This window comes from Variovorax sp. SRS16 (assembly GCF_901827165.1).
Taxonomy (GTDB): Bacteria; Pseudomonadota; Gammaproteobacteria; order Burkholderiales; family Burkholderiaceae_C; genus Variovorax.
This window is the reverse complement of the sequence record NZ_LR594666.1, coordinates 3,902,996-3,924,107: the sequence shown is the minus strand read 5'-3', so window position 1 is coordinate 3,924,107 and position 21,112 is coordinate 3,902,996. Positions and strand designations below refer to the sequence as shown.

The following is a 21,112-nucleotide window of genomic DNA, read 5'->3' as shown; positions in this document are numbered from 1 at the left end:
AGACAAGACCAGAACCATGTATCCCACACTTCAAGACAAGGTCGCCCTCGTGACGGGGTCCGGGCGCGGCATCGGGCGGGCCATCGCACGCAAGCTGGCTGCGCACGGCGCGCGGGTCGTGGTCAACGACCTGGATGCGCAACCGGCGGAAGAGACGGCGGCGGAGATCCGTGCCGCCGGCGGCGATGCCGCGGTGTGCGCCGGCAGCGTCACTGACGCTGATTTCGCCGAACGCTTCGTCGGCACCGCGAAGAGCCGCTACGGCGCCATCGACATCATCGTCAACAACGCCGGCTACACCTGGGACAGCGTCATCCAGAAAATGACGGACGAACAGTGGTACGCCATGATCGATTGCCATCTGACGGCGCCTTTCCGCATCCTGCGTGCCGCGCAGCCTTTCATCAGGGAGCTGGCCAGAGCGGATGCCGAGGCAGGCCGGCGCGTGGTGCGCAAGGTCGTCAACATCTCCTCGGTGGCAGGCCTCTTCGGCAATGCCGGTCAGGTCAACTACGCGACGGCCAAGGCCGGCATTCTCGGCATGACGCAGACGCTGGCCAAGGAGTGGGGCCGCATGGGCGTGACGGTGAACGCGGTGGCCTTCGGCCTGATCCAGACGCGCCTGACGCATGCAGCCGACGGTGCCACGGCCCACATCGACGGGCGGGACATCAAGGTCGGCGTCAACCCGGATCTTCTGGCTTCGATGGAGCGCACCATTCCGCTGGGCCACGCCGGCTCGCCGGAGGATGCGGCCGGCGCCGTGTACCTTCTTTGCCTGCCCGAATCCGACTACGTCAGCGGCCAGACGCTGATGTGCTCGGGCGGCCTGACGGAAATCTGAAATGCAAGACGACAAGGAACAAGGCGCATCGGGCCCGCTCGCGGGCGTCCGCGTGATCGACCTGACCACGGTGCTCATGGGCCCCTTCGCGACGCAGATCCTGGGTGACTACGGGGCGGACGTGATCAAGGTGGAGCCACCCGGCGGCGGTGATGGCGTGCGCGGTGTCGGACCGCGGCGCAACCCCGGCATGGCCGCCATCTTCCTGCATGCCAACCGCAGCAAGCGCAGCGTGGTGCTGGACCTGAAGCACCCCGCGGGCCGCGAGGCGCTGCTGCGCCTGGCCGCCGACGCCGACGTGCTCATCTACAACGTGCGGCCGCAGGCGATGGCGCGCCTGTCGCTCTCCTACGAAGACCTGGCGGCCGTGAACCCCCGCATCATCTACGTCGGCACCTACGGCTACGGCCAGCGCGGCCCCTATGCGGCCAAGCCGGCCTACGACGACCTGATCCAGGGCGCGGTGGGCATTCCCGCCTTGTCGGTGCTGGCCGGCGCCGACCGGCCGCGCTACGCGCCCAGTCCGTTGGCCGACCGCATCTGCGGCCTGGCGGCGGTCAACGCGGTCACGGCCGCGCTGTACTGGCGTGAGCGCACGGGCGAAGGCCAGTCCGTCGAGGTGCCGATGTTCGAGACGATGGCGCAGTTCACGCTGTCGGACCACATGTGCGGCGAGACCTTCGATCCGCCGCTCGGGCCCACGGGCTACGCGCGGGTACTCAACGAGTACCGGCGCCCCTACGCGACCCGCGACGGCTACCTTTGCGTGCTCCCTTACAGCGACAAGCAGTGGGAGATCTTCTTCCGGGTCGTGGGGCGGCCGGAGCTGCTGGAAACGGACCCGCGATTCAGCAGCCTGGAAAAACGCACCGAGCACATCCGCGAGCTCTACAGCCTGCTGGCCGAGATCATGCTGACGCGCACGACGGCGCAGTGGCGCGAATGCCTCGAGGCGGCGGATGTCCCGGTGATGCCGATGCACAGCATCGATTCGCTGATGGACGATCCCCACCTCAAGGCGGTGGGCTTCCTGCAGACGGTCGACCATCCCACCGAAGGCCGCATGCGGTCCATCGGCATTCCGTCGAGTTGGTCCAAGTCGCAGCCGCGCCTGACGCGGCATGCGCCGCGTGCCGGGGAGCATGGCCGGGAAGTGCTGGCGGAAGCGGGCTATGGCGCGCAGGAGATCGATGCGCTGGTGACGGCGGGTGCGATGTCCCTGCCCCGGCAAGACTAGGGAGCACCGCATGGAGCCGTCTTCGAGCAAAGTCATTTCATTGGAAACAGGGCCGTGGTGGGACGACCTCGTCGAAGGTGGCTGGATGCGTTCGCGCCGGCGAACCGTGACGGAGGCCGACCTGGTGCAATTCGTCAACCTGAGTTGGCTCAACGAGGAACTGTTCACCGTCGCGGGAGACAGGCCCGGGATGGCGATCCAGGGCAGGGTGGTGCCGGCAGCGCTGGTGTACAGCTTTGCCGAGGGGCTGATGATGCCCTCGCTGCAGGCCGCCGGCCTGGCCTTCCTCGGCACCACGCTGGACATCAAGGCGCCCACGCGGGTGGGCGACACCCTCCACGTGCAATGCGAGGTCATCGAGCGGCGCACCAGTTCCAAGCCCGGACGCGGCCTGGTGCGAACCCGCAATGACGTCGTGAACCAGCGCGGCGAAACGGTCCTGGTCTACGAGCCCTTGCGGCTGATGCGCATGCGGGCCGCGTGAGCCGGGCCGTCAGGCGCCGGTGCGCTCCGGATACATGCTGTGCGCCAGTGCCGCGAAGTTGCGTGCGATCGCGGTGCAGGCCTCGGGCAGCATGGCGAGGGCCAGTCCCATGCGCAACTGGGTGGCCGCGTCCGTCACGGGCAGGAGCTTGACGCCCCCGCCCGCATAGCGGGCGACGAAGTCGGCCACGAGCCCCACGCCCATGCCGCTTTCCACCAGGCGCAGGATGGTGTGGACCTGCGCGGCCTCCTGCACGATGCGCGGTTGAACGCCGGCGGTGCGGAACGCGTCCATCGTCATGGTGTGCATGTTCGGCGCCAGGGTGCGCGAATGGATGATGAAAGGCTGGTCGGCAATCTCTGCCAGCGTCACCTCGGTGCGGGCGGCCAAACGCGACTCCGGGCCGACCGCCAGCATCATCCGTCCTTCGACCAGCGGGGCGATGTCGCAGGTGGTGGGCTCCATCACGGGGAACGCCACCAGCGCTACGTCCAGCGTCTGCTGCTCCAGCCGGCGCAGCAGCTCGGAGGTGGTGGCCTCGTCGATCATGAGCTCCACCCGGGGATAGGCCGCGCGAAAGGCCCGGATCAGGTTCGGCATCAGCACGTAGGTGGCCGAGCCCGTGAAGCCGATGCGAAGCAGCCCCTGCTCGCCCGCTTCGCCCGCCCGGGCGGCGCGCCGGACCTCTTCCACGAAGAACAGCGCGCGCCTTGCCTGGCGAAGCACGGCCTCGCCCTCGTGCGTGATCTTCAGTCCCGTGGGCAGCCGCTCGAACAGCGTGACGCCGAGCTCCTCTTCCAGCTTGCGGATGGACGTGGAAAGCGGCGGCTGCGCCATGTGCAGGCGCTCCGCGGCACGTGTGAAATTGAGCGTCTCGGCGAGAACCAGGGCCTGACGAAGTTGGCGAAGCTCCATGGGCGGCCATTCTCCCGCAGGCGCAATACCTGTAGCGTATGCCGCGACACAAAGATAGTATTTCCACGAGGCCGCGCTCGTTCCTAGCATTGCCGCACAGGAACACAAGGAATCGAGACATGGAGACAACGAGACGAGGCTTCATCGGCGCGGTGGGAGCGCTGGGCGCCATGGCAGGCGACGGCATGCTGTCGATGGCCCACGCATCCGGGACGGGCGACTGGCCGCACAGGCAACCCATCAAGCTGATCATGCCGCACGCGCCCGGCGGCCCGACCGACGTGGTCGCGCGGACACTGGCGCCGCACATCGGCACGGCGCTGGGGCAGACCCTGTTCGTGGAAAGCCGGGTCGGTGCGAGCGGCAATATCGGCACCGAGTACGTGGCCCGCGCAGCGCCGGATGGCTACACCGTGCTCTACCAGACCTCGGGCCTGGCCATCATGCCGGCCCTGTTCAGGAAGCTGCCCTACGACCCGCTGGCCGGCTTCGCGCCGGTGGCCATGCCGGCGGACATCAACGTGATCCTGCTGGTGCGGAATTCCCTGCCGGTCGCGGATCTCTCTTCCTTCCTGCAATACCTGAAGGACCATCCCGGCAAGCTGAGCTATGGATCGGGCGGAAGGGGCAACATCACCCATCTGGCCGTGGAGGTGCTGCTGCGGCAACTGGGATCCAGCGCCGTCCATGTGCCTTACAAGGGAACGGCGCCTGCCATGGTCGATCTGCTCGGCGGCCAGATCGACTTCATGCTCGATGCCATCAACACGGCCTATCCCTACGTGAAGGATGGCCGGGTCCGCGCACTCGCCGTCACCGGCGGCAATCGTTCACCGCTGCTGCCGCAGTTGCCCACGGTGGCCGAGGCAGGCGTACCTGGCTACGCCATGTCCACCTGGCAATGCATGCTGGTGCCTGCGGGGACGCCGGCTTCCATCGTGCAGGCACTCAATGCAGCCGTGAACAAGGCGGTGGCCGATCCGGATCTGCAGAAGCAGTTCGCGGCCGTCGGCGTTCAACTGCAGTCATCGACACCGGCTCAACTCGAGGCGCGCCTGCGTGCCGACATCCCCAACTGGATCAAGGTGGCACAGGCGGCCGGCGTGCAGCCTGAATAGAGGATCGCGTCAACCGGGGACGCGCAGGCATGTCTCCACGGCTGGCTTCGAATGTCGATTGCCCCAGCAGCGCTCAGGTGCTCCAATGGGGGCGCCTGCCGGCGACGAAGGAGACTTCCATGGCCTACGAAGCGCGATATGTCCTGCGACCCAACCCCGGCGCCGATCTCGGGGCCGTCATCGAAGCCGTGAAGGTGGGCGCGGCGCTCTGGAAGAAGCATGGTGCGCGCAACCCGCAGCTGTGGAGCGTGGCCGCAGGCGAACTGGGCAACTATGTCCTGACCCTGCAGTTCGAGAACGCGACGGAGTACGCCAAGGTCACGGATCCGTTGTCAGCCGATCCCGAATTCCGGCGCTGGCAAGCGAACAATGTCCAGTCCGGCGCGTTCACATGGGTGCGCAGCAACCTCATGCGCGAGCTTTCCCTGTCGTAGAGACATCCGTACGAGGGGGCCGCCTGCCGATCGCTCACGGCAGGTTCTCGCGAAAGATCACCTGGCTGCGCGTGCTCTCGACGCCCGCCAGCGCCTCGCGCCGGTCGCGCAGGTTGGTGAAGATGCGCACGCAGTTCATCAGCGTGATCTGCGGACTCTGGGTGATCACCGCGTCCATGCTGCCGTCGATCAAGAGTGCGCGCGTGTCGGGCGTGAGGCCGTGACCGATGAAGACCACCTGGTGTTCGCGTCCGGCCTCCTTGAGCGCGCGCGCCACGCCATCGGAGGCGCCGCCGATGTTGTAGATGCCGCCGAGCGCGGGATGCTGCTCCAGCAGCGCGCAGGTCTGGCGGTAGTTCTTCGCGGCGTCGTCGTGGCCTTCGCGCAGGCCCACCACCTGCAGGTGCTCGAACATCTCGCCCATCACGTGCAGGAAGCCGGCCTCGCGCTCCTCGTGCGCGCTGTAGCTCAGGCTGCCGGCGATGAGTGCGACCTTGGCCGCGCGTGCGCGCATGAAGCGCCCGATCAGGTAGCCGGCGGTGCGGCCGGCCGCACGGTTGTCCAGCCCGATGTAGGCCACGCGGCGCGAATCCGCGAGATCGGAGATCAGCGTGATCACCGGCACGCCGCGGTCCGCGAGCGTGGCGACCGCTTCGCGCACCGCCGGATGTTCCAGCGCCATCATCGCGATGCCGTCGCAGCGCCGGCCGCGGCGCAGCAGCGCGGCGGCGAGTTCGTGCGGGTTGAAGCTCTCGATGAACTCGGCGCGGCACTTGACGTTGAAGGGCGCCCAGTGCTCCTGCGAGTAGCCGACCATGTCGCTCAGCATGCGCAGGAAGGGGTTGGTGCCCGCGGGCAAGAGGAAGCTCAGCCGCAGCGGTTCGGGGGCGAGCGCGGCCAGGAGGCCGGTCTCGGGCAGGTAGTCGAGCGCCGAGGCCGCCTTGAGCACGCGGTGCGCGGTGGCGTCGCGCACGCGGGCGCGCTTGTTGAGCACGCGGTCGACGGTGGCGGTCGACACCTTCGCCGCACGCGCGATGTCGACCATGCGGGCCCGGCTGGCATCGACGGAAGAGGGCGGGGAAGGGCGTGCCGGCATCTATCAAAAACTCTCAAATTTCCGGTTTGACGATGACAAGCGATGTACCTATCGTTGGCTGGCTTTCAGGCAATGATGCATCAAATCGCATCATCAACACAACGGAGACAGACATGCAGCCGATGAACCGTCGCAGCGTACTGCGCACGCTTTCCGCCCTTCCCGCCGCAAGCATCGTGACGGCGCTGCCGAGCGTCGCGCGCGCGGCCGAGTTCTCGTACAAGTACGGCAACAACCTGCCGCTCTCGCACCCGCTGAACGTGCGTGCGCAAGAGGCCGCGGACCGCATCCTGAAGGAGAGCAACGGCCGCGTCGAGATCAAGATCTTCCCCAACAACCAGCTCGGCGGCGACACCGACATGCTGGCGCAGGTGCGCTCCGGCGGCATCGAGTTCTTCACGCCCTCGGCGCTGGTCATCGCGACGCTGGTGCCGGTGGCCGCGATCAACGCGGTCGGCTTCGCCTTCTCCGACTACAACCAGGTCTGGGCCGCGATGGACGGCAAGCTCGGCGCCCACGTGCGCGGCGCCATCGCCAAGTCGCGTCTCTACGCCTTCGAGAAGATGTGGGACAACGGCTTTCGCCAGACCACCAGCAGCAAGGCGGCGGTCGATTCGGCCAAGGACATGGACGGCCTGAAGATCCGCGTGCCGGTGAGCCCGCTGTCGATCTCGATGTTCAAGGGCCTCGGCGCCGCGCCGACCAGCCTGCAGTTCAGCGAGGTCTACACCGCGCTGCAGACCAGGATCGTCGATGCGCAGGAGAACCCGCTGCCGATCATCCAGGTGGCCAAGCTCTACGAGGTGCAGAAATACGGCTCGATGACCAACCACATCTGGGACGGCTACTGGTTCGTCGCCAACGGCCGTGCGTGGGACGCATTGCCCGACGCGATGAAGACCATCGTCGCGCGCGCCATCAACGAGGCCGGCCTGCAGCAGCGCGAGGACATCAAGAAGCTCAACGAGTCGGTGGTCGGCGATCTGCAGGCGAAGGGGCTGGCGATCAATCGACCGGCCGCGGACAGCTTCCGCGCCAAGCTGCGCGAATCTGGCTTCTATGGCGAATGGAAGGGCCGCTTCGGTGCCGAAGCCTGGACGCTGCTCGAAGGCGCCGTTGGGAAGCTGGCCTGATTCAATGGCCCACGGTTCCACCTTCGAGGCCGCGCCGATCGGCCTGCCCGCGCCGGCGCTGAGCGCGTTCGCGCGCCGCGCCGACCACTGGCTTGGCGTGACGGTCGAATCGGTCGCGGCGCTGCTGGTGCTGGTCGAGATCGTCGTGCTGTTCGCCGGCGTGACCTCGCGCTATCTGTTCCATGCGCCGCTGGTGTGGTCCGACGAGCTGGCCTCGATCCTCTTTCTCTGGCTCTCGATGCTGGGCGCTGCCGTGGCGCTGCGGCGCGGCGAGCACATGCGCATGACGGCGCTGGTCGATCGCGTGCAGCCCTCGACGCGCGCGATGCTCGATGCCTTCGCGCTCGCGGCTTCGCTGGCCTTTCTCGCGCTGGTGATCTGGCCGTCGATCGACTACGCGGCCGAGGAATCCTTCATCGTCACGCCGGCGCTGGAGATCAGCAACGCGTGGCGCGCGGCCGCGATTCCGATCGGCGTCGGGCTGATGATCGTGATGGCGCTGCTGCGCTTGCTGCGCGTCTGCAGCCTGCGGCAGATCGCGGTCTCGGTGCTGGGCGTGGCCGCGGTGGTCGCGCTGTTCTGGTTCGCGGGGCCGCTGCTCGCGCCGCTGGGCAAGCTCAACCTCGTGATCTTCTTCGTGCTCGTGGTGGCGGCCACGGTGTTCGCGGGCGTGCCGATCGCCTTCTCGTTCGCGCTGGCGACCTTCGGCTATCTCGCGCTGACCACGCACACACCGATGCTGGTGATGGTGGGGCGCCTGGACGAAGGCATGTCGCACCTGATCCTGCTGGCGGTGCCGCTGTTCATCTTCCTCGGCGCGCTGATCGAGATGACCGGCATGGCGCGCGCGATGATCCAGTTCCTCGCCGGCCTGCTCGGGCATGTGCGCGGCGGACTGTCGTATGTGCTGATCGGCGCGATGTACCTGGTGTCGGGCATCTCGGGCTCGAAGGTGGCCGACATGGCGGCCATCGCGCCGGTGCTGTTCCCCGAGATGGTGAAGCGCGGCGCCAAGCCCGGCGACCTCGTCGCGCTGCTGTCGGCAACGGGTGCGCAGACCGAGACCATTCCGCCTTCGATCGTGTTGATCACCATCGGCTCGGTGACCGGCATCTCGATCGCCGCACTCTTCACCGGGGGGCTGCTGCCGGCGGTGGTGCTCGGCATCGCACTGTGCCTGGTGGTGCGCTGGCGCTACCGCAACGAGGACCTGAGCGGCGTCGAGAAGCAGGGATGGCGCCGCATCGGGCGGCTGCTGTTCGTCGCGCTGCCGGCGGTGCTGCTGCCCTTCGTGATCCGCGCGGCGGTGGTCGAGGGCGTGGCGACGGCGACCGAGGTCTCGACCATCGGCATCGTGTATTCGGCATTGATCGGCCTCGTGGTCTATCGCCAGTTCGACTGGCGGCGCCTCAGGCCGATGCTGGTCGAGACGGCCTCGCTGTCGGGCGCGATCATCTTCATCGTCGGCTGCGCGACGGCGATGGCCTGGGGTCTCACGCAGTCCGGCTTCTCGCAGGATCTGGCGCAGTGGATGAAGTCGATGCCGGGTGGCGCCTATGGCTTTCTCGCGGTGTCGGTTCTCGCCTTCATCGTGCTCGGCAGCGTGCTCGAAGGCATTCCCGCGATCGTGTTGTTCGGCCCCTTGCTGTTCCCGATCGCCAAGGCGGTCGGCGTGAACGAGGTGCACTACGCGATGGTGGTGATCTTCGCGATGGGCATCGGCCTGTTCGCGCCGCCCTTCGGTGTCGGCTACTACGGCGCCTGCGCGGTCAGCAAGGTCGAGCCGGCCGAGGGCATCGGGCCGATCTGGGGCTACATGCTGGCGCTGCTCGTCGGCCTCGTGCTGGTCGCTGCGATTCCCTGGTTCTCGATCGGTTTCCTCAAGACCTGAGCCCCTCTTTTCAACCGGAGTTTTTCATGAGCCGATTCTTTGGCGAGATCCGCCAGCTGGGCTATGTCGTGCCCGACATCGAGGCCGCGATGGATTATTGGAGCCGCACGCTCGGCGTCGGCCCGTGGTTCTACAACCCGAAGGTGCCGATCGTGAACTACCGCTACCGCGGCGAGGAACATGCGCCGCACAACTCGGTCGCGCTGGCCAACTCGGGCTTCGTGCAGGTGGAGCTGATCCAGACGCGCAACGATGTGCCTTCGATGTACCGCGACTTCCAGCAGGCCGGGCGCACGGGGCTGCAGCATGTCGCCTACTGGACTTCGAACTACGACGCCGACCTGGAACGCCTGTTGCGACAAGGCTTCCAGCCGGTGATGAGCGGCGAGGTCGGCGAGCGCGGACGCTTCGTCTACTTCGACACCGAATACCACCCGGGCACCGTGATCGAGCTGTCGGAGGTCGCGGGGCCGAAGGGCCGGATGTTCGATCTGATCCGCCAGTCTTCCGAAGGCTGGGACGGCGCCGATCCGGTGCGGCCCTTTCCCGATCTGAGCCGGCTGTGAACGCGCCATCCGAGCGCTTGCGGGCGCGGTACCTGATCGAGACGCCGCTCGATCCGGCCGCGGTCGCCGAAGTCATGGCGGGCGAGCAGTCGAGCGGCACCTTCGTTCGCGTCGAAGGCGAGACCGATGCGCTGCGCGAACGCGCGCGCGCGGTGGTCGAGTCGGTGGTCGAGCGCGAAGCCGCGCCAGTGCCGTCGCTGCCCAACGCCTTCCTCGAACGCAAGGGCAGGGGCGGCCCGTGGCGGCGCGCGCAGATCGACATCTCGTTCCCGGTCGCCAACATCGGCGCCAACCTGCCGACGCTGGCAGCCACCGTCGCGGGCAATCTCTACGATCTCGGTGAAGTCACGGGACTGCGGCTCGAATCGATGCAGCTGCCGGCCTCGTACCGCGCGCGCTTCGAGCTGCCGCGCGTCGGTGTCGCGGGGACGCGGCGCGCGATCGGCGTCGCGCAGGGCGCGCTGGTCGGCACCATCGTCAAGCCCAATGTCGGATTGTCGGCAGCCGAGACAGCGGCGCTGGTCGGCCGACTCTGCGCCGCCGGCGTCGACTTCATCAAGGACGACGAAGTCTGCGCCGACCCCGACCATGCGCCGCTCGCCGAGCGCGTGCCGGCCGTGATGGCGGTGGTGCGCGAACACCGCGAGCGCACCGGCCGCAACGTGATGGTCGCGTTCAACATCACGGACGAGACCGATGCCATGCGCCGCCATGCCGACCTCGTCGAGCGCGAAGGCGGCGACTGCGTGATGGCGAGCCTGAACTGGTGCGGCTTCTCGGCCATCCAGACGCTGCGTCGTCATACCGCGCTGGCGCTGCACGGCCATCGCAACGGTTACGGCGCGCTGTCGCGGCATCCGCTGCTCGGCATCTCGTTCCAGGCGTATCAAACGCTGTGGCGGCTGGCCGGCGTCGATCACATGCACGTGCACGGACTGCAGGGCAAGTTCGCGCAGCCCGACAGCGAGGTGATCGAATCGGCGCGCGATTGCCTCGCGCCCTTGTGCGAGGGGGGCGACGATGCCGTGATGCCGGCCTTCTCGTCAGGCCAATGGGCCGGCACCGTGCCTGCCACCTGGACCGCGATCGGCAGCGACGACCTGCTCTTCATGTCGGGTGGCGGGATCCTCGCGCATCCCGGTGGCGCGGCAGCGGGCGTCGCCAGCATCCGCCAGGCCTGGGCCGCGGCGCGCGACGGCGTCGCGCTGGCGGACCGGGCACGCGAGGCGCCGGAGCTTGCACGCGCGTTGGCGTTCTTCGGGCGGGCATGAATTGGCCCCGGCGATCCTCTACTACGGCGACGATTTCACCGGCGCGACCGACACGCTCGGCACGGCTGCGCGCGCCGGCCTGCGCACGCTGCTGTTCCTGAGGCCGCCCGACGCGGCGCGGCTCGAACGCGCGGGGCCGCTCGATTGCGTCGGCATCGCGGGGGCCGCGCGTGCGATGAATCCCGCCGAGATGCGCGCCGAGCTGGCGCCGATCGCGAAGCTGTTCGAGACGCTCGGCGCGCGCGTGCTGCACTACAAGACCTGCTCGACCTTCGACAGCGCACCGGCCGTCGGCAGCATCGGCGTCGCCGTCGATGTGCTGCGCGCCGCGGTGTCGCAGCCGTGGGCCGCGATCGTCGGCGGGCAGCCCGGCATCGAGCGCTTCTGCGTGTTCGGCCATCTGTTCGCTGCGGCCGGCGCGGGCGGCGAGGTGTTTCGCATCGATCGCCATCCGACGATGAGCCGTCATCCGGTCACGCCGATGCACGAGTCCGATCTGCGGCGCCATCTTGCGCTGCAGGGGCTGACGGGTGTGCGCTCGTTGCCGTATACGGCCTATGGCAAGACGCCCGGCGCATTGCGCGAGGATCTCGAAGCATTGCTTGCGGGCCGGCCCGAAGCGGTGCTGTTCGATGTGACGGACGACGCGCAACTCGCATCCATCGGGGCGCTTCTCTGGCCGCGTGCGCTCGAGGATTCCTTGCTCACGGTCGGCCCGAGCAGCGTGGTGCAGGCGATCGCGGGCCAGTTGCGCGCGCGTCCGCCGGCGGCCGCCACGATCGCGCCGGCGCGCGGACCGGTGCTGGTGCTGGCCGGCAGCCTGTCGCCCGTGACCGAGCGGCAGATCGTTGCCGCGCACTCGTACGACACCGTGTGGCTCGATCCGGCGCAGCTCGCGCAGCCGGATGCGGCGCAGCGCGCGGTCATGGCCGGGCGGATCGCCGAGCTGCTCGCCGCGGGAAAGAACGTGCTCGCGTGCACGCGCCGGCCGGGCACTTCCTCGGCCGGCGACGCGCCCGTGGACGCGCGTGGACTCGCGCGCGCCGGCGGCGACCTGCTGGCCCGCGTGCTGGCGCTGGCGCCGCTTGCGCGTGTCGGCGTCGCCGGCGGCGACACCTCGAGCCATGCCGTACAGGCGCTCGATGCCTGGGGGCTGTCGTACCTCGCTGCGCTGGGGCCCGGCACCGGCCTGTGCCGGTTGCACAGCGACGTGCCGGCGCTCGACGGCATGGAGATCATGCTCAAGGGCGGGCAGATGGGTTCGGCTGACGTGTTCGAGCGGCTGGTCCACGGCACTGCCTGACCCCAGGGCCAATGGCCCGCCGCGCATGGATCCACCGTGGATTGGCCCGCCGCATGGCTCTTCCGGGCCTGTCGAAAAGCAAGGAAAAAGACAACACTGACAAACATCAAGACATCACCGCGAAGACCTTCTTCGCATAGACGCTCAGGGAGTTTGCAGTGGCCATCAAAACCGCCGAAAAAGAACTGATCCAGCGTGTGCTGGACACCCTCGAACAGATGCTGTGCGAAGTGTCGGGCTCGGCGGAATGGGTTCGCTGCTTCCCGTCCGCCGGCGATCTCTCGGCGCCGACGGACGGGTGGATGGACACCATCCGTACCGCGGAGGTGGCGCAGCACAACCGGCCGGCGCAATCGGCCTACTTCTGTCTGACCTCCGCCAGCGCGCTGGTCGACGTGACGCGCTCGCTGCTCAAGCAGCTGGACGCGCCGTGCGAAGCGCAAGGCACGGAATGCTGGAGCGAACTCAGTGCCGCATCCAAGGCTGCCGGACAGTCCGCCTACCTCGCATCGGTGATCCTGGCCGGCCCGAGGGCGCGGCCCGCGACCGGCGACAGGGCTTGCGACCAGGTGACCCGCCACCATCGCCCGGGCGTCGGCGCGTCGGCGCGTTCGTCGCTGGGGGCGGGTCTCATGGGCCGGCTCATGAGCCTGTTCGACACACGCCCCGCCGCGCGCTGCGGCTGAGCTTGCATGCGTGCGTACAGCGCCGCACGACCTTCGTTGCGCTGCAGACGAGGAGAACGCGATGAACAAGTACACGATCCGCTGGCTTGTGGCTTCGGTGTGCCTGCTGTTGACCGCTTGCGGCGGCGGCGGCAGTGGTAGCGGGACGCCGTTCTTCGCCGTCGCGTCGTCGAGCGGAAGTTCGCCGCCTGCCGAAAACCGGGTCGAGCCTGTGCCGCCGCCCGCGACCCAGCTGACTGCAACGCCGCCAGAACCATCGCAGACAGAGCCTCCGGCGGCTCGCCACACCATCGGCGGCACGCTTTCCGGACTGCCGCCCGAGGCGCAAGTGGTCCTGCTCGACAACGGCGGCGACGCGCTGGCGCTGACGGCCGATGGCCCGTTCAGTTTCGCAACGTCCGTCGCCTTCGGCGCGGCCTATGCGGTGACGGTGGGCACGCAACCCGCGTGGTCCGCCTGCACGGTGCGCGACGGCAGCGGTTCGGCGGCAGCCGATGTGACGAGCGTGTCGGTGACCTGCGCGGGGGTGTCCGCGCAGGTCACGACGCTGGCCGGTGCGATGAGACCGGGCGCTCGCGACGGCGTCGGCGACGCCGCGTCGTTCAGCGAACCGGTCGGCGTGGCGGTGGATGCTGCCGGCAAGGTCTATGTGGGAGACATGATCAACAACAACATTCGCGTGATCGCGCCGGGCGGCGCCGTCACCACGCTGGCGGGTTCGACGAGCGCGGCATTCGCCGACGGCACCGGCCGCGCGGCATCGTTCAACGCGCCGGAAGGCGTGGCGGTGGATGACGCTGGCATGGTGTACGTGGCGGACTACCTGAACCACGCCATTCGCAAGATCACGCCGGCCGGCGTGGTCAGCACCTTGGCAGGCTCCGGGGCCGCTGGCTCTTTCGATGGCGCCGGCAGCGCGGCATCGTTCTACTACCCGGCCGGCGTGGCCGTGGACGCCAAGCGCAACGTCTACGTGGCGGACACCGGCAATCACTTGATCCGCAAGATCACGCCGGACGGGGTGGTCAGCACCTTCGCGGGCTCGGGCGCACTGGGTGGGGACGATGGCGCCGGTCGCGCTGCGTCGTTCCGCGACCCCTATGGAGTGGCCGTGGACGCCGCAGGCAATGTCTACGTGGCGGACTATTCGAACAACCGGATCCGCAAGATCACGCCGGATGGCATGGTCAGCACCTTGGCGGGCTCCGGAGCGCCGGGTTCGGACGACGGCGCCGCCGGCACCGCGTCGTTCCGCCACCCCTACGGCGTGGCCGTCGACCTCGGCGGCAATGTCTATGTGGCGGACTACGGAAACAGCCTGATTCGCAGGATCACGCCCGCCGGTGTGGTCAGCACCCTGGCCGGCGATCCGAACGGAGGTTTTGCCGACGGCATCGACGGTGCGGCGTCCTTCGACGCCCCGACCGGTGTCGCCGTCGATGCCAGCGGAACCCTCTACGTGGCCGACTTCGCCAACAACGCGATCCGCAAGATCACCGCCGTCCGCCCCTAGTGCCTTCGCGCGCGGCTCGATCGGGCGTTCGGCATCGAACGCCCTTTGCCGACGCGCCGCACGGCGCCACAATGAGGGTTGACCCTCAGGGTTTTCCCCGGGGCCCCATACCGGCCACCACATAGCCGCTATGGGCGAGCGGGTATGCATTCGGGGCGTCAAAGCACTAACTTCCAATGGCCGGATTTCTGATCCTTCCAACGAGCGCCACCACGAGCATGAGCATGACCCCCAGCACCCAACCCATCCGCTTCTTCCACCGCGGCCGGATCGTCGACGTGAGCGGCGTGCATCCGACCCGCTCGGTGCTCGACTGGCTGCGCGAGGACGCGCGCTGCACCGGCACCAAGGAAGGATGCAACGAGGGCGATTGCGGCGCCTGCACGGTGGTGATCGGCGAGCTGGCCGAGCCCGGCGATACGCGCGCGGTCGGCGGCCTGCGGCTCTCGACGGTCAATGCCTGCATCCAGTTCGTGCCCACGCTGCACGGCAAGGCGCTGTTCACGGTCGAGGACCTGAAGGCGCAGTGCGGCAAGACGCGCGATCCCGCGCTGCACGACAAGCACGCGGTGCAGAGCCTGCATCCGGTGCAGCAGGCGATGGTCGACTGTCATGGCTCGCAGTGCGGCTTCTGCACGCCCGGCTTCATCATGTCGCTGTGGTCGACCTACGAGCATCACCAGGACAGCGGTACCCAGCCGACGCGCCAGCAGCTGGCCGACGACCTCTCGGGCAACCTGTGCCGCTGCACCGGCTACCGGCCGATCCTCGATGCCGGCCAGCGCATGTTCGACCTGCCGGCGGTGCGGTTCGATACCGCGCCGGTGGTCGAGGCGCTGACGAGCCTGCGCCATGACGCGACCTTCGACTACGCGGCGCCGCTGGGCCAGCGCGTGGACCGCTTCCATGCGCCCACCACGCTGGCCGAGCTGGCCGCGCTGCGCGAAGCGAATCCGCGCGCGCAGCTGCTGGCCGGCTCCACCGACGTCGGCCTGTGGGTCAACAAGCAATTCCGCGACCTGGGCGACATCCTCTACGTCGGCGACGTGGCGGAGATGAAGACGATCGAGCAACGCGGCAGCGGCGCCGCGGCCGAGCTCTACATCGGCGCCGGCGCGACGCTCGAGGATGCCTACCGCGCGCTCGCGCAACGCGTGCCCAGCCTGACCGACGTCTGGCTGCGCTTCGCCTCGCCGCCGATCCGCAACGCCGGCACCATGGGCGGCAACGTCGCCAACGGCTCGCCGATCGGTGATTCGCCGCCGATGCTGATGGCGCTCGATGCGCAGATCGAGCTGCGCCGCGGCGCGCGCGTGCGCCGCATGCCGCTGCCCGATTTCTACCTCGACTACATGAAGAACCAGCTCGAGCCCGGCGAGTTCGTGCAGGGTCTCGCGGTGCCGCTCGCGGCGCTCGAACGCGAGGTGCGCGTCTACAAGATCAGCAAGCGCTTCGACTGCGACATCTCGGCCCTGTGCGCCGGCTTCGCGATCGCGCTCGACGGCGAGATCGTGAACGAAGTGCGCCTCGCTTTCGGGGGCATGGCCGCCACCGTGAAGCGCGCCGCGCAGACCGAGGCGGCACTCGTCGGCAAGCCCTGGACGCAGGCCAGCGTCAACGCCGCCAAGCTCGCGATGGCGCAGGACTTCAAGCCGCTCAGCGACATGCGGGCCAGTGCCGACTACCGCCTGCAGGTGGCGCAGAACCTGCTGCAGCGCCTGTGGCTGGAGACCCGCGTGGCGGACCCACTGCCGGCGCAAGCCGTCAGCGTCTGGAGTGTCATGCCGCACCAGACCAGCGCAGCACAAGGAGCCTGAGATGAACAAACCTTTGGACCCCCGCATGTTCCAGTCCGCGGAAGCCTTCGCCGACTATCTCCAGAACACGGCCGCGCGCATCGATGCGCGCGCCGAGGCCAAGGCGCACGACAACGGCGCGCGCGTCGGCATCAGCCGGCCGCACGAATCGGCGCACCTGCACGTGGCCGGCGAGGCCACCTACATCGACGACATCCCCGAGCTCGCGGGCACGCTGCATTGCGCGCTCGGCCTGTCGCCGGCGGCCAACGGCCGGCTCAAGGACATGAAGCTCGACGACATCCGCGCGATGCCCGGCGTGGTGGCGGTGCTCACGGCGGCCGACATTCCGGGCAGCAACGATTGCGGCTCGATCATCCATGACGACCCGATCCTGTGCAGCGGCGACATCCGCTACCTCGGCCAGCCGGTGTTCGCGGTGATCGCCGAGACCCGGGACGCCGCGCGCCGCGCCGCGGCCCGCGCCAGGACCGCGCTCGACATCGAAGCCGCGCCGCCCGTGCTCACGCCGCAGGACGCGCATGCCAAGGGCCAGTACGTGCTGCCGCCGATGCACCTCGCGCGCAACACGCACGCGGCCAGCGCCCAGGCCGCGATCGCGAAGGCGCCGCGCCGCCTGAAGGCGAGCTTCGACGTCGGCGGCCAGGAGCAGTTCTACCTCGAAGGCCAGATCAGCTACGCCATCCCGAAGGAGGGCGGCGCGATGCATGTCTACTGCTCGACCCAGCACCCCAGCGAGATGCAGCACCTGATCGCGCATGCGCTGCACCTGCATGCCAATGAAGTGCATGTCGAATGCCGGCGCATGGGCGGCGGCTTCGGCGGCAAGGAATCGCAGTCGGCGCTGTTCGCCTGCGTGGCCTCGGTCGCGGCGCGGCAGCTGCAGCGCCCGGTCAAGCTCAGGCTGGACCGCGACGACGACTTCATGATCACCGGCCGCCGCCACTGCTTCTGGTACGAGTACGAAGTCGGCTACGACGACGAGGGCCGCATTCTCGGCGCCGAGATCTCGATGGTGTCGCGCGCCGGGCATTCGGCGGATCTCTCGGGGCCGGTGATGACGCGCGCGCTGTGCCACTTCGACAATGCCTACTGGCTGCCCGACGTGTCGATGCATGGCTACTCGGGCCGCACCAACACGCAGAGCAACACGGCCTTCCGCGGCTTCGGCGGCCCGCAGGGCGCGATCGCGATCGAGAACATCATGGACAGCGTGGCGCGCGTGCTGGGCCGCGATCCGCTCGACGTGCGGCGCGTCAACTTCTACGGCAAGGCCGAACGCAACGTCACGCCCTACGGCCAGACCGTGACCGACAACATCATTCACGAGCTGGTGGCCCAGCTCGAAGCCAGCAGCGACTACCGCGCGCGGCGCGAAGAGATCGCCGGCTTCAACGCCAAGAGCACGGTGCTCAAGCGCGGCATCGCATTGGCGCCGCTCAAATTCGGCATCTCCTTCAACGTCAAGCATTTCAACCAGGCCGGCGCGCTGGTGCATATCTACACCGACGGCTCGATCCTGGTGAACCATGGCGGCACCGAGATGGGGCAGGGCCTCAACACCAAGGTGGCGCAGGTGGTGGCGCACGAGCTCGGCGTGAGCTTCGAGTGCGTGCGCGTCACGGCCACCGACACGCAGAAGGTCGCCAACACCTCGGCCACGGCCGCATCGACCGGCGCCGACCTCAACGGCAAGGCCGCGCAGGATGCCGCGCGCCAGCTGCGCGAGCGCCTGGCTGACTGCGCCGCGAGCCGGCATGGCGGCGATGCCGCGTCGGTGCGCTTCGTCAACGACAAGGTCGAGGTCAACGGCCGCTCGCTGCCCTTCGCCACGCTGGTCGGCGAGGCCTACCTCGACCGCGTGCAGCTCTGGTCCGACGGCTTCTACGCCACGCCCGGCCTGAGCTGGGACAAGGACACGATGCAGGGCCGGCCCTTCTACTACTTCGCCTACGGCGCCGCCGTCAGCGAGGTGGTCGTCGACACGCTCACCGGCGAATGGAAGCTGCTGCGCGCCGACATCCTGCACGATGCCGGCAAGTCGCTGAACCCGGCGGTCGACATCGGCCAGGTCGAGGGCGCTTTCATCCAGGGCATGGGCTGGCTCACCACCGAAGAGCTGGTCTGGCATCCGAAGACCGGCCTCCTGACCACGCACGCACCCAGCACCTACAAGATCCCGACCGCCAACGACTGCCCGCCGGTCTTCAACGTGCAGCTGTTCGAAGGCCAGAACTTCGAGGACTCGATCCACCGCAGCAAGGCCGTCGGCGAGCCGCCGCTCCTGCTGCCGTTCTCGGTCTTCTTCGCTATCCGTGATGCGGTGTCCGCCGCAGCCGATCACAAGGTGGATCCGCCGCTGAAGGCGCCGGCCACCAGCGAGTCGATCCTGCGTGCGATCACGGCGGTCCAGGCCTCCTTGTCGAACTGAAAGCCGTTCCATGTGAATGCAGCGCTGTATAACTGCCCGCACATTCAGCAACCGGTGGGCAGCCATGCGTGATCAGGCTTTGTTCGACAAGATCGATCTTCATCTCATCAGGATTCTTCATACCGTGTTGACCGACCGCAGCGTCTCTCGCGCCGCCATCCGGCTGGGCATGTACCAGCCCGCCGTCTCGGCCGCCCTCAAGCGGCTGCGCGAGCTGTCGGGCGACCCGCTCCTGGTGCGCTCCGGCGCGGGCATGGTGCCGACCGATGCAGGGCTGCGCATGATCGAACCCAGCGCGGCCATCCTGCGCTCGGCCGAGGTGCTGTTCTCCGATGCGCGCGGCTTCGAACCGCAGACCGCGGTCACGACCTTCCGCATCGCCGCCAGCGACTACCTCGATCCGCTGTTCCTGCCGACGCTGGTGGCGCAGGTGAAGAGCAATGCGCCGCTGTGCGGCATCGAGATCCATCCGCTGTCGCCGGACTCGGACTACCACGCGCACCTGTCGCTCGGCCACGTCGACCTGGTGATCGGCAACTGGCTCAAGCCGCCCGAGGACCTGCACATGTCGCGCCTGTTCGGCGACGAGATCGTCTCGCTGGTCAACAAGGACCATCCGGCCGTGCGCCGCGGCTGGGACGCCGACACCTGGCTCGCCGCCGAGCACATCGCACCGACGCCCACGCACCCGGGCGCGCGCGGGATCGTCGACCAGATGCTCGACGAGCTGGACATGCAGCGCAACATCACGGCGCGCTGCGCCCACTTCGGGCTGATACCCGACATGGTCGCCTCCAGCCTGCTGGTGCTGACGACCGGGCGCCAGTATTGCGAGCGCTTCATCCCGCGCCTGCCCGTGAAGATCCTCGAATGCCCGGTCGTGCTGCCGCGGCTCATGTACTACCAGCTCTGGCACGAGCGCACGCATTCGTCGAGTTCGGCGCGCTGGCTGCGCGAGCGCATCAAGTCGGTGGCCGCATCCCTGCGGCCGCCTCCCAGCAATCCCGCAGCGGCCCACACAAATTAGCGCCGCACGGATCGAGATACACACATAAAAACGGAGACAGGAAAAATGAACTGGATGGAACGGGTGTTCAAGCTCAAGGAGCACGACACCACGGTGCGCACGGAGCTGCTGGCAGGGCTCACGACCTTTCTGACGATGGCCTACATCATCTTCGTCAACCCGTCGATCCTCGGCGATGCGGGCATGCCGAAGGACTCGGTGTTCGTCGCCACCTGCCTGATCGCCGCGCTCGGCACGGCGATCATGGCGCTCTATGCCAACTACCCGATCGCGCTCGCACCGGGCATGGGGCTCAACGCGTACTTCGCCTACGTGGTGGTGCTGCAAATGGGCTTCACCTGGCAGGCCGCGCTCGGCGCGGTGTTCATCTCGGGCTGTCTTTTCCTGGCGGTCACGCTGTTCGGGCTGCGCGAGCTGATCATCCGCGGCATCCCGCATTCGATCCGCATCGCCATCACGGTCGGCATCGGGCTCTTCCTGGCCATCATCGCGCTCAAGAACGCGGGCATCGTGGCGCCGTCGAAGGCGACCTACGTGACGCTGGGCGACCTGCACACGCCGCAGGTGGTGCTGGCGACGATCGGCTTCTTCGTCATCGTGGTGCTCGACCGGCTCAAGGTGCGCGGCGCGATCCTGATCGGGATCGTGCTCGTCACGGTGCTGTCCTTCTTCTTCGCCGGCAACAAGTTCAATGGCGTGTTCTCGGCACCGCCCTCGATCGCGCCGACCTTCCTTCAGCTCGACATCAAGGCGGCGCTGTCCGGCGGCATCCTGAATGTGATCCTGGTGTTCTTCCTGGTCGAGCTGTTCGACGCCACCGGCACGCTGATGGGCGTGGCTCGCCGTGCCGGGCTGCTGGTGCCGGGCAAGATGGAGCGGCTCAACAAGGCGCTGCTGGCCGACAGCGGCGCGATCTTCGCCGGTTCGCTGCTCGGCACCTCCAGCACCACGGCCTATGTCGAGAGCGCCGCCGGCGTGCAGGCGGGTGGGCGCACGGGCCTCACCGCGCTCACGGTGGCGATCCTGTTCCTCGCCTCGCTGGTGATCTCGCCGCTGGCCGGCTCGGTGCCGGCCTATGCGACGGCGCCCGCGCTCTTCTTCGTGGCCTGTTTGATGCTTAGGGAATTGACCGAACTCGACTGGGACGAAACCACCGAAGTGATTCCGGCCGCCGTGACCGCATTGACCATGCCCTTCACCTACTCGATCGCCAATGGCCTGGCGTTCGGCTTCATCACCTACGCGGTGCTGAAGCTGTTCACCGGCCGCGCCAAGGAGGCGCACTGGATGGTCTGGCTCATCGGCGGCGTGTTCCTCTTCAAGTTCATCTATATCGGAGGATAGTG

At 68.2% G+C, this 21,112-nt stretch carries 18 protein-coding genes; 16 read left to right on the top strand and 2 right to left on the bottom strand.

Features of this window, described 5'->3' with window-relative positions; translation table 11 throughout:
• Window positions 1–16 precede the first annotated feature (16 nt).
• From E5P2_RS19015 to E5P2_RS19005, 3 genes are read left to right on the top strand one after another with little or no spacing between them, the layout of a single operon-like run.
• A complete protein-coding gene (locus E5P2_RS19015) occupies window positions 17–844 on the top strand; it encodes an SDR family NAD(P)-dependent oxidoreductase (protein ID WP_162568651.1) in 828 nt (275 codons plus the stop codon).
• 1 nt (window position 845) lies between these two features.
• On the top strand, window positions 846–2,081 hold the full coding sequence (locus tag E5P2_RS19010; RefSeq protein WP_162568650.1) for a CaiB/BaiF CoA transferase family protein: 1,236 nt from the start codon (window positions 846–848) through the stop codon (window positions 2,079–2,081).
• Between the two features lie 10 nt (window positions 2,082–2,091).
• Complete coding sequence (locus E5P2_RS19005; RefSeq protein WP_162568649.1) at window positions 2,092–2,565, top strand: MaoC family dehydratase; 474 nt, start codon at window positions 2,092–2,094, stop codon at window positions 2,563–2,565.
• A 9-nt stretch (window positions 2,566–2,574) separates the two neighbouring features.
• On the opposite strand, the gene E5P2_RS19000 is transcribed toward E5P2_RS19005, so the two are convergent.
• Window positions 2,575–3,480: a LysR family transcriptional regulator gene (locus E5P2_RS19000; protein WP_162568648.1), complete on the bottom strand. Its 906-nt coding sequence runs from the start codon at window positions 3,478–3,480 to the stop codon at window positions 2,575–2,577.
• Between the two features lie 119 nt (window positions 3,481–3,599).
• Here E5P2_RS19000 and E5P2_RS18995 point away from each other — a divergent pair, with 119 nt between their 5' ends.
• Both E5P2_RS18995 and E5P2_RS18990 read left to right on the top strand, forming a co-directional pair.
• Window positions 3,600–4,598, top strand: a complete 999-nt coding sequence (locus tag E5P2_RS18995) for a Bug family tripartite tricarboxylate transporter substrate binding protein (protein WP_162568647.1) — start codon at window positions 3,600–3,602, stop codon at window positions 4,596–4,598.
• Window positions 4,599–4,717: 119 nt separating this feature from the next.
• Window positions 4,718–5,032, top strand: a complete 315-nt coding sequence (locus E5P2_RS18990; protein WP_162568646.1) for an NIPSNAP family protein — start codon at window positions 4,718–4,720, stop codon at window positions 5,030–5,032.
• Between the two features lie 34 nt (window positions 5,033–5,066).
• Here E5P2_RS18990 and E5P2_RS18985 read toward each other — a convergent pair whose 3' ends face one another.
• Complete coding sequence (locus tag E5P2_RS18985) at window positions 5,067–6,128, bottom strand: LacI family DNA-binding transcriptional regulator (protein ID WP_162568645.1); 1,062 nt, start codon at window positions 6,126–6,128, stop codon at window positions 5,067–5,069.
• A gap of 113 nt (window positions 6,129–6,241) precedes the next feature.
• Here E5P2_RS18985 and E5P2_RS18980 point away from each other — a divergent pair, with 113 nt between their 5' ends.
• The 11 genes from E5P2_RS18980 to E5P2_RS18930 all read left to right on the top strand — a co-directional run bounded on the left by E5P2_RS18980 (window position 6,242) and on the right by E5P2_RS18930 (window position 21,110).
• Window positions 6,242–7,261: a TRAP transporter substrate-binding protein gene (locus E5P2_RS18980; RefSeq protein WP_162568644.1), complete on the top strand. Its 1,020-nt coding sequence runs from the start codon at window positions 6,242–6,244 to the stop codon at window positions 7,259–7,261.
• A 4-nt stretch (window positions 7,262–7,265) separates the two neighbouring features.
• The gene (locus tag E5P2_RS18975) at window positions 7,266–9,152 is read left to right on the top strand and encodes a TRAP transporter large permease (protein ID WP_162568643.1); all 1,887 of its coding nucleotides are present in this window, start codon (window positions 7,266–7,268) and stop codon (window positions 9,150–9,152) included.
• A gap of 26 nt (window positions 9,153–9,178) precedes the next feature.
• On the top strand, window positions 9,179–9,718 hold the full coding sequence (locus E5P2_RS18970) for a VOC family protein (protein WP_162568642.1): 540 nt from the start codon (window positions 9,179–9,181) through the stop codon (window positions 9,716–9,718).
• The gene (locus tag E5P2_RS18965; protein ID WP_162568641.1) at window positions 9,715–10,989 is read left to right on the top strand and encodes a ribulose-bisphosphate carboxylase large subunit family protein; all 1,275 of its coding nucleotides are present in this window, start codon (window positions 9,715–9,717) and stop codon (window positions 10,987–10,989) included. The genes E5P2_RS18970 and E5P2_RS18965 overlap by 4 nt, the downstream gene beginning before the upstream one ends.
• A gap of 1 nt (window position 10,990) precedes the next feature.
• Window positions 10,991–12,292 carry a four-carbon acid sugar kinase family protein gene (locus E5P2_RS18960; protein WP_162568640.1) on the top strand — a complete coding sequence of 434 codons (1,302 nt, stop codon included), beginning with the start codon at window positions 10,991–10,993 and terminating at the stop codon, window positions 12,290–12,292.
• Window positions 12,293–12,450: 158 nt separating this feature from the next.
• Window positions 12,451–12,978 (top strand): hypothetical protein, encoded by a 528-nt coding sequence (locus tag E5P2_RS18955; RefSeq protein ID WP_162568639.1) that lies wholly within the window; start codon window positions 12,451–12,453, stop codon window positions 12,976–12,978.
• Between the two features lie 61 nt (window positions 12,979–13,039).
• Window positions 13,040–14,491 carry an NHL repeat-containing protein gene (locus tag E5P2_RS18950; protein WP_197908523.1) on the top strand — a complete coding sequence of 484 codons (1,452 nt, stop codon included), beginning with the start codon at window positions 13,040–13,042 and terminating at the stop codon, window positions 14,489–14,491.
• A 218-nt stretch (window positions 14,492–14,709) separates the two neighbouring features.
• Window positions 14,710–16,308, top strand: coding sequence for a xanthine dehydrogenase small subunit (xdhA, locus tag E5P2_RS18945; RefSeq protein ID WP_162568638.1), 1,599 nt, complete (start codon window positions 14,710–14,712; stop codon window positions 16,306–16,308).
• A 1-nt stretch (window position 16,309) separates the two neighbouring features.
• Window positions 16,310–18,739, top strand: coding sequence for a xanthine dehydrogenase molybdopterin binding subunit (gene xdhB, locus E5P2_RS18940; protein ID WP_162568637.1), 2,430 nt, complete (start codon window positions 16,310–16,312; stop codon window positions 18,737–18,739).
• A 64-nt stretch (window positions 18,740–18,803) separates the two neighbouring features.
• Window positions 18,804–19,766 carry a LysR family transcriptional regulator gene (locus E5P2_RS18935; protein ID WP_162568636.1) on the top strand — a complete coding sequence of 321 codons (963 nt, stop codon included), beginning with the start codon at window positions 18,804–18,806 and terminating at the stop codon, window positions 19,764–19,766.
• A gap of 45 nt (window positions 19,767–19,811) precedes the next feature.
• Window positions 19,812–21,110 (top strand): NCS2 family permease, encoded by a 1,299-nt coding sequence (locus E5P2_RS18930; RefSeq protein WP_162568635.1) that lies wholly within the window; start codon window positions 19,812–19,814, stop codon window positions 21,108–21,110.
• Window positions 21,111–21,112 lie beyond the last annotated feature (2 nt).

Coding starts and splice junctions, on each gene's coding strand:
- E5P2_RS18950 (WP_197908523.1), top strand. CDS start 13,040: ATGAACAAGTACACGATCCGCTGGCTTGTGGCTTCGGTGTGCCTGCTG.
- E5P2_RS19005 (WP_162568649.1), top strand. CDS start 2,092: ATGGAGCCGTCTTCGAGCAAAGTCATTTCATTGGAAACAGGGCCGTGG.
- E5P2_RS18970 (WP_162568642.1), top strand. CDS start 9,179: ATGAGCCGATTCTTTGGCGAGATCCGCCAGCTGGGCTATGTCGTGCCC.
- xdhB (WP_162568637.1), top strand. CDS start 16,310: ATGAACAAACCTTTGGACCCCCGCATGTTCCAGTCCGCGGAAGCCTTC.
- E5P2_RS18975 (WP_162568643.1), top strand. CDS start 7,266: ATGGCCCACGGTTCCACCTTCGAGGCCGCGCCGATCGGCCTGCCCGCG.
- E5P2_RS18995 (WP_162568647.1), top strand. CDS start 3,600: ATGGAGACAACGAGACGAGGCTTCATCGGCGCGGTGGGAGCGCTGGGC.
- E5P2_RS18935 (WP_162568636.1), top strand. CDS start 18,804: ATGCGTGATCAGGCTTTGTTCGACAAGATCGATCTTCATCTCATCAGG.
- E5P2_RS19000 (WP_162568648.1), bottom strand. CDS start 3,480: ATGGAGCTTCGCCAACTTCGTCAGGCCCTGGTTCTCGCCGAGACGCTC.
- xdhA (WP_162568638.1), top strand. CDS start 14,710: ATGAGCATGACCCCCAGCACCCAACCCATCCGCTTCTTCCACCGCGGC.
- E5P2_RS18930 (WP_162568635.1), top strand. CDS start 19,812: ATGAACTGGATGGAACGGGTGTTCAAGCTCAAGGAGCACGACACCACG.
- E5P2_RS18990 (WP_162568646.1), top strand. CDS start 4,718: ATGGCCTACGAAGCGCGATATGTCCTGCGACCCAACCCCGGCGCCGAT.
- E5P2_RS19010 (WP_162568650.1), top strand. CDS start 846: ATGCAAGACGACAAGGAACAAGGCGCATCGGGCCCGCTCGCGGGCGTC.
- E5P2_RS19015 (WP_162568651.1), top strand. CDS start 17: ATGTATCCCACACTTCAAGACAAGGTCGCCCTCGTGACGGGGTCCGGG.
- E5P2_RS18980 (WP_162568644.1), top strand. CDS start 6,242: ATGCAGCCGATGAACCGTCGCAGCGTACTGCGCACGCTTTCCGCCCTT.
- E5P2_RS18985 (WP_162568645.1), bottom strand. CDS start 6,128: ATGCCGGCACGCCCTTCCCCGCCCTCTTCCGTCGATGCCAGCCGGGCC.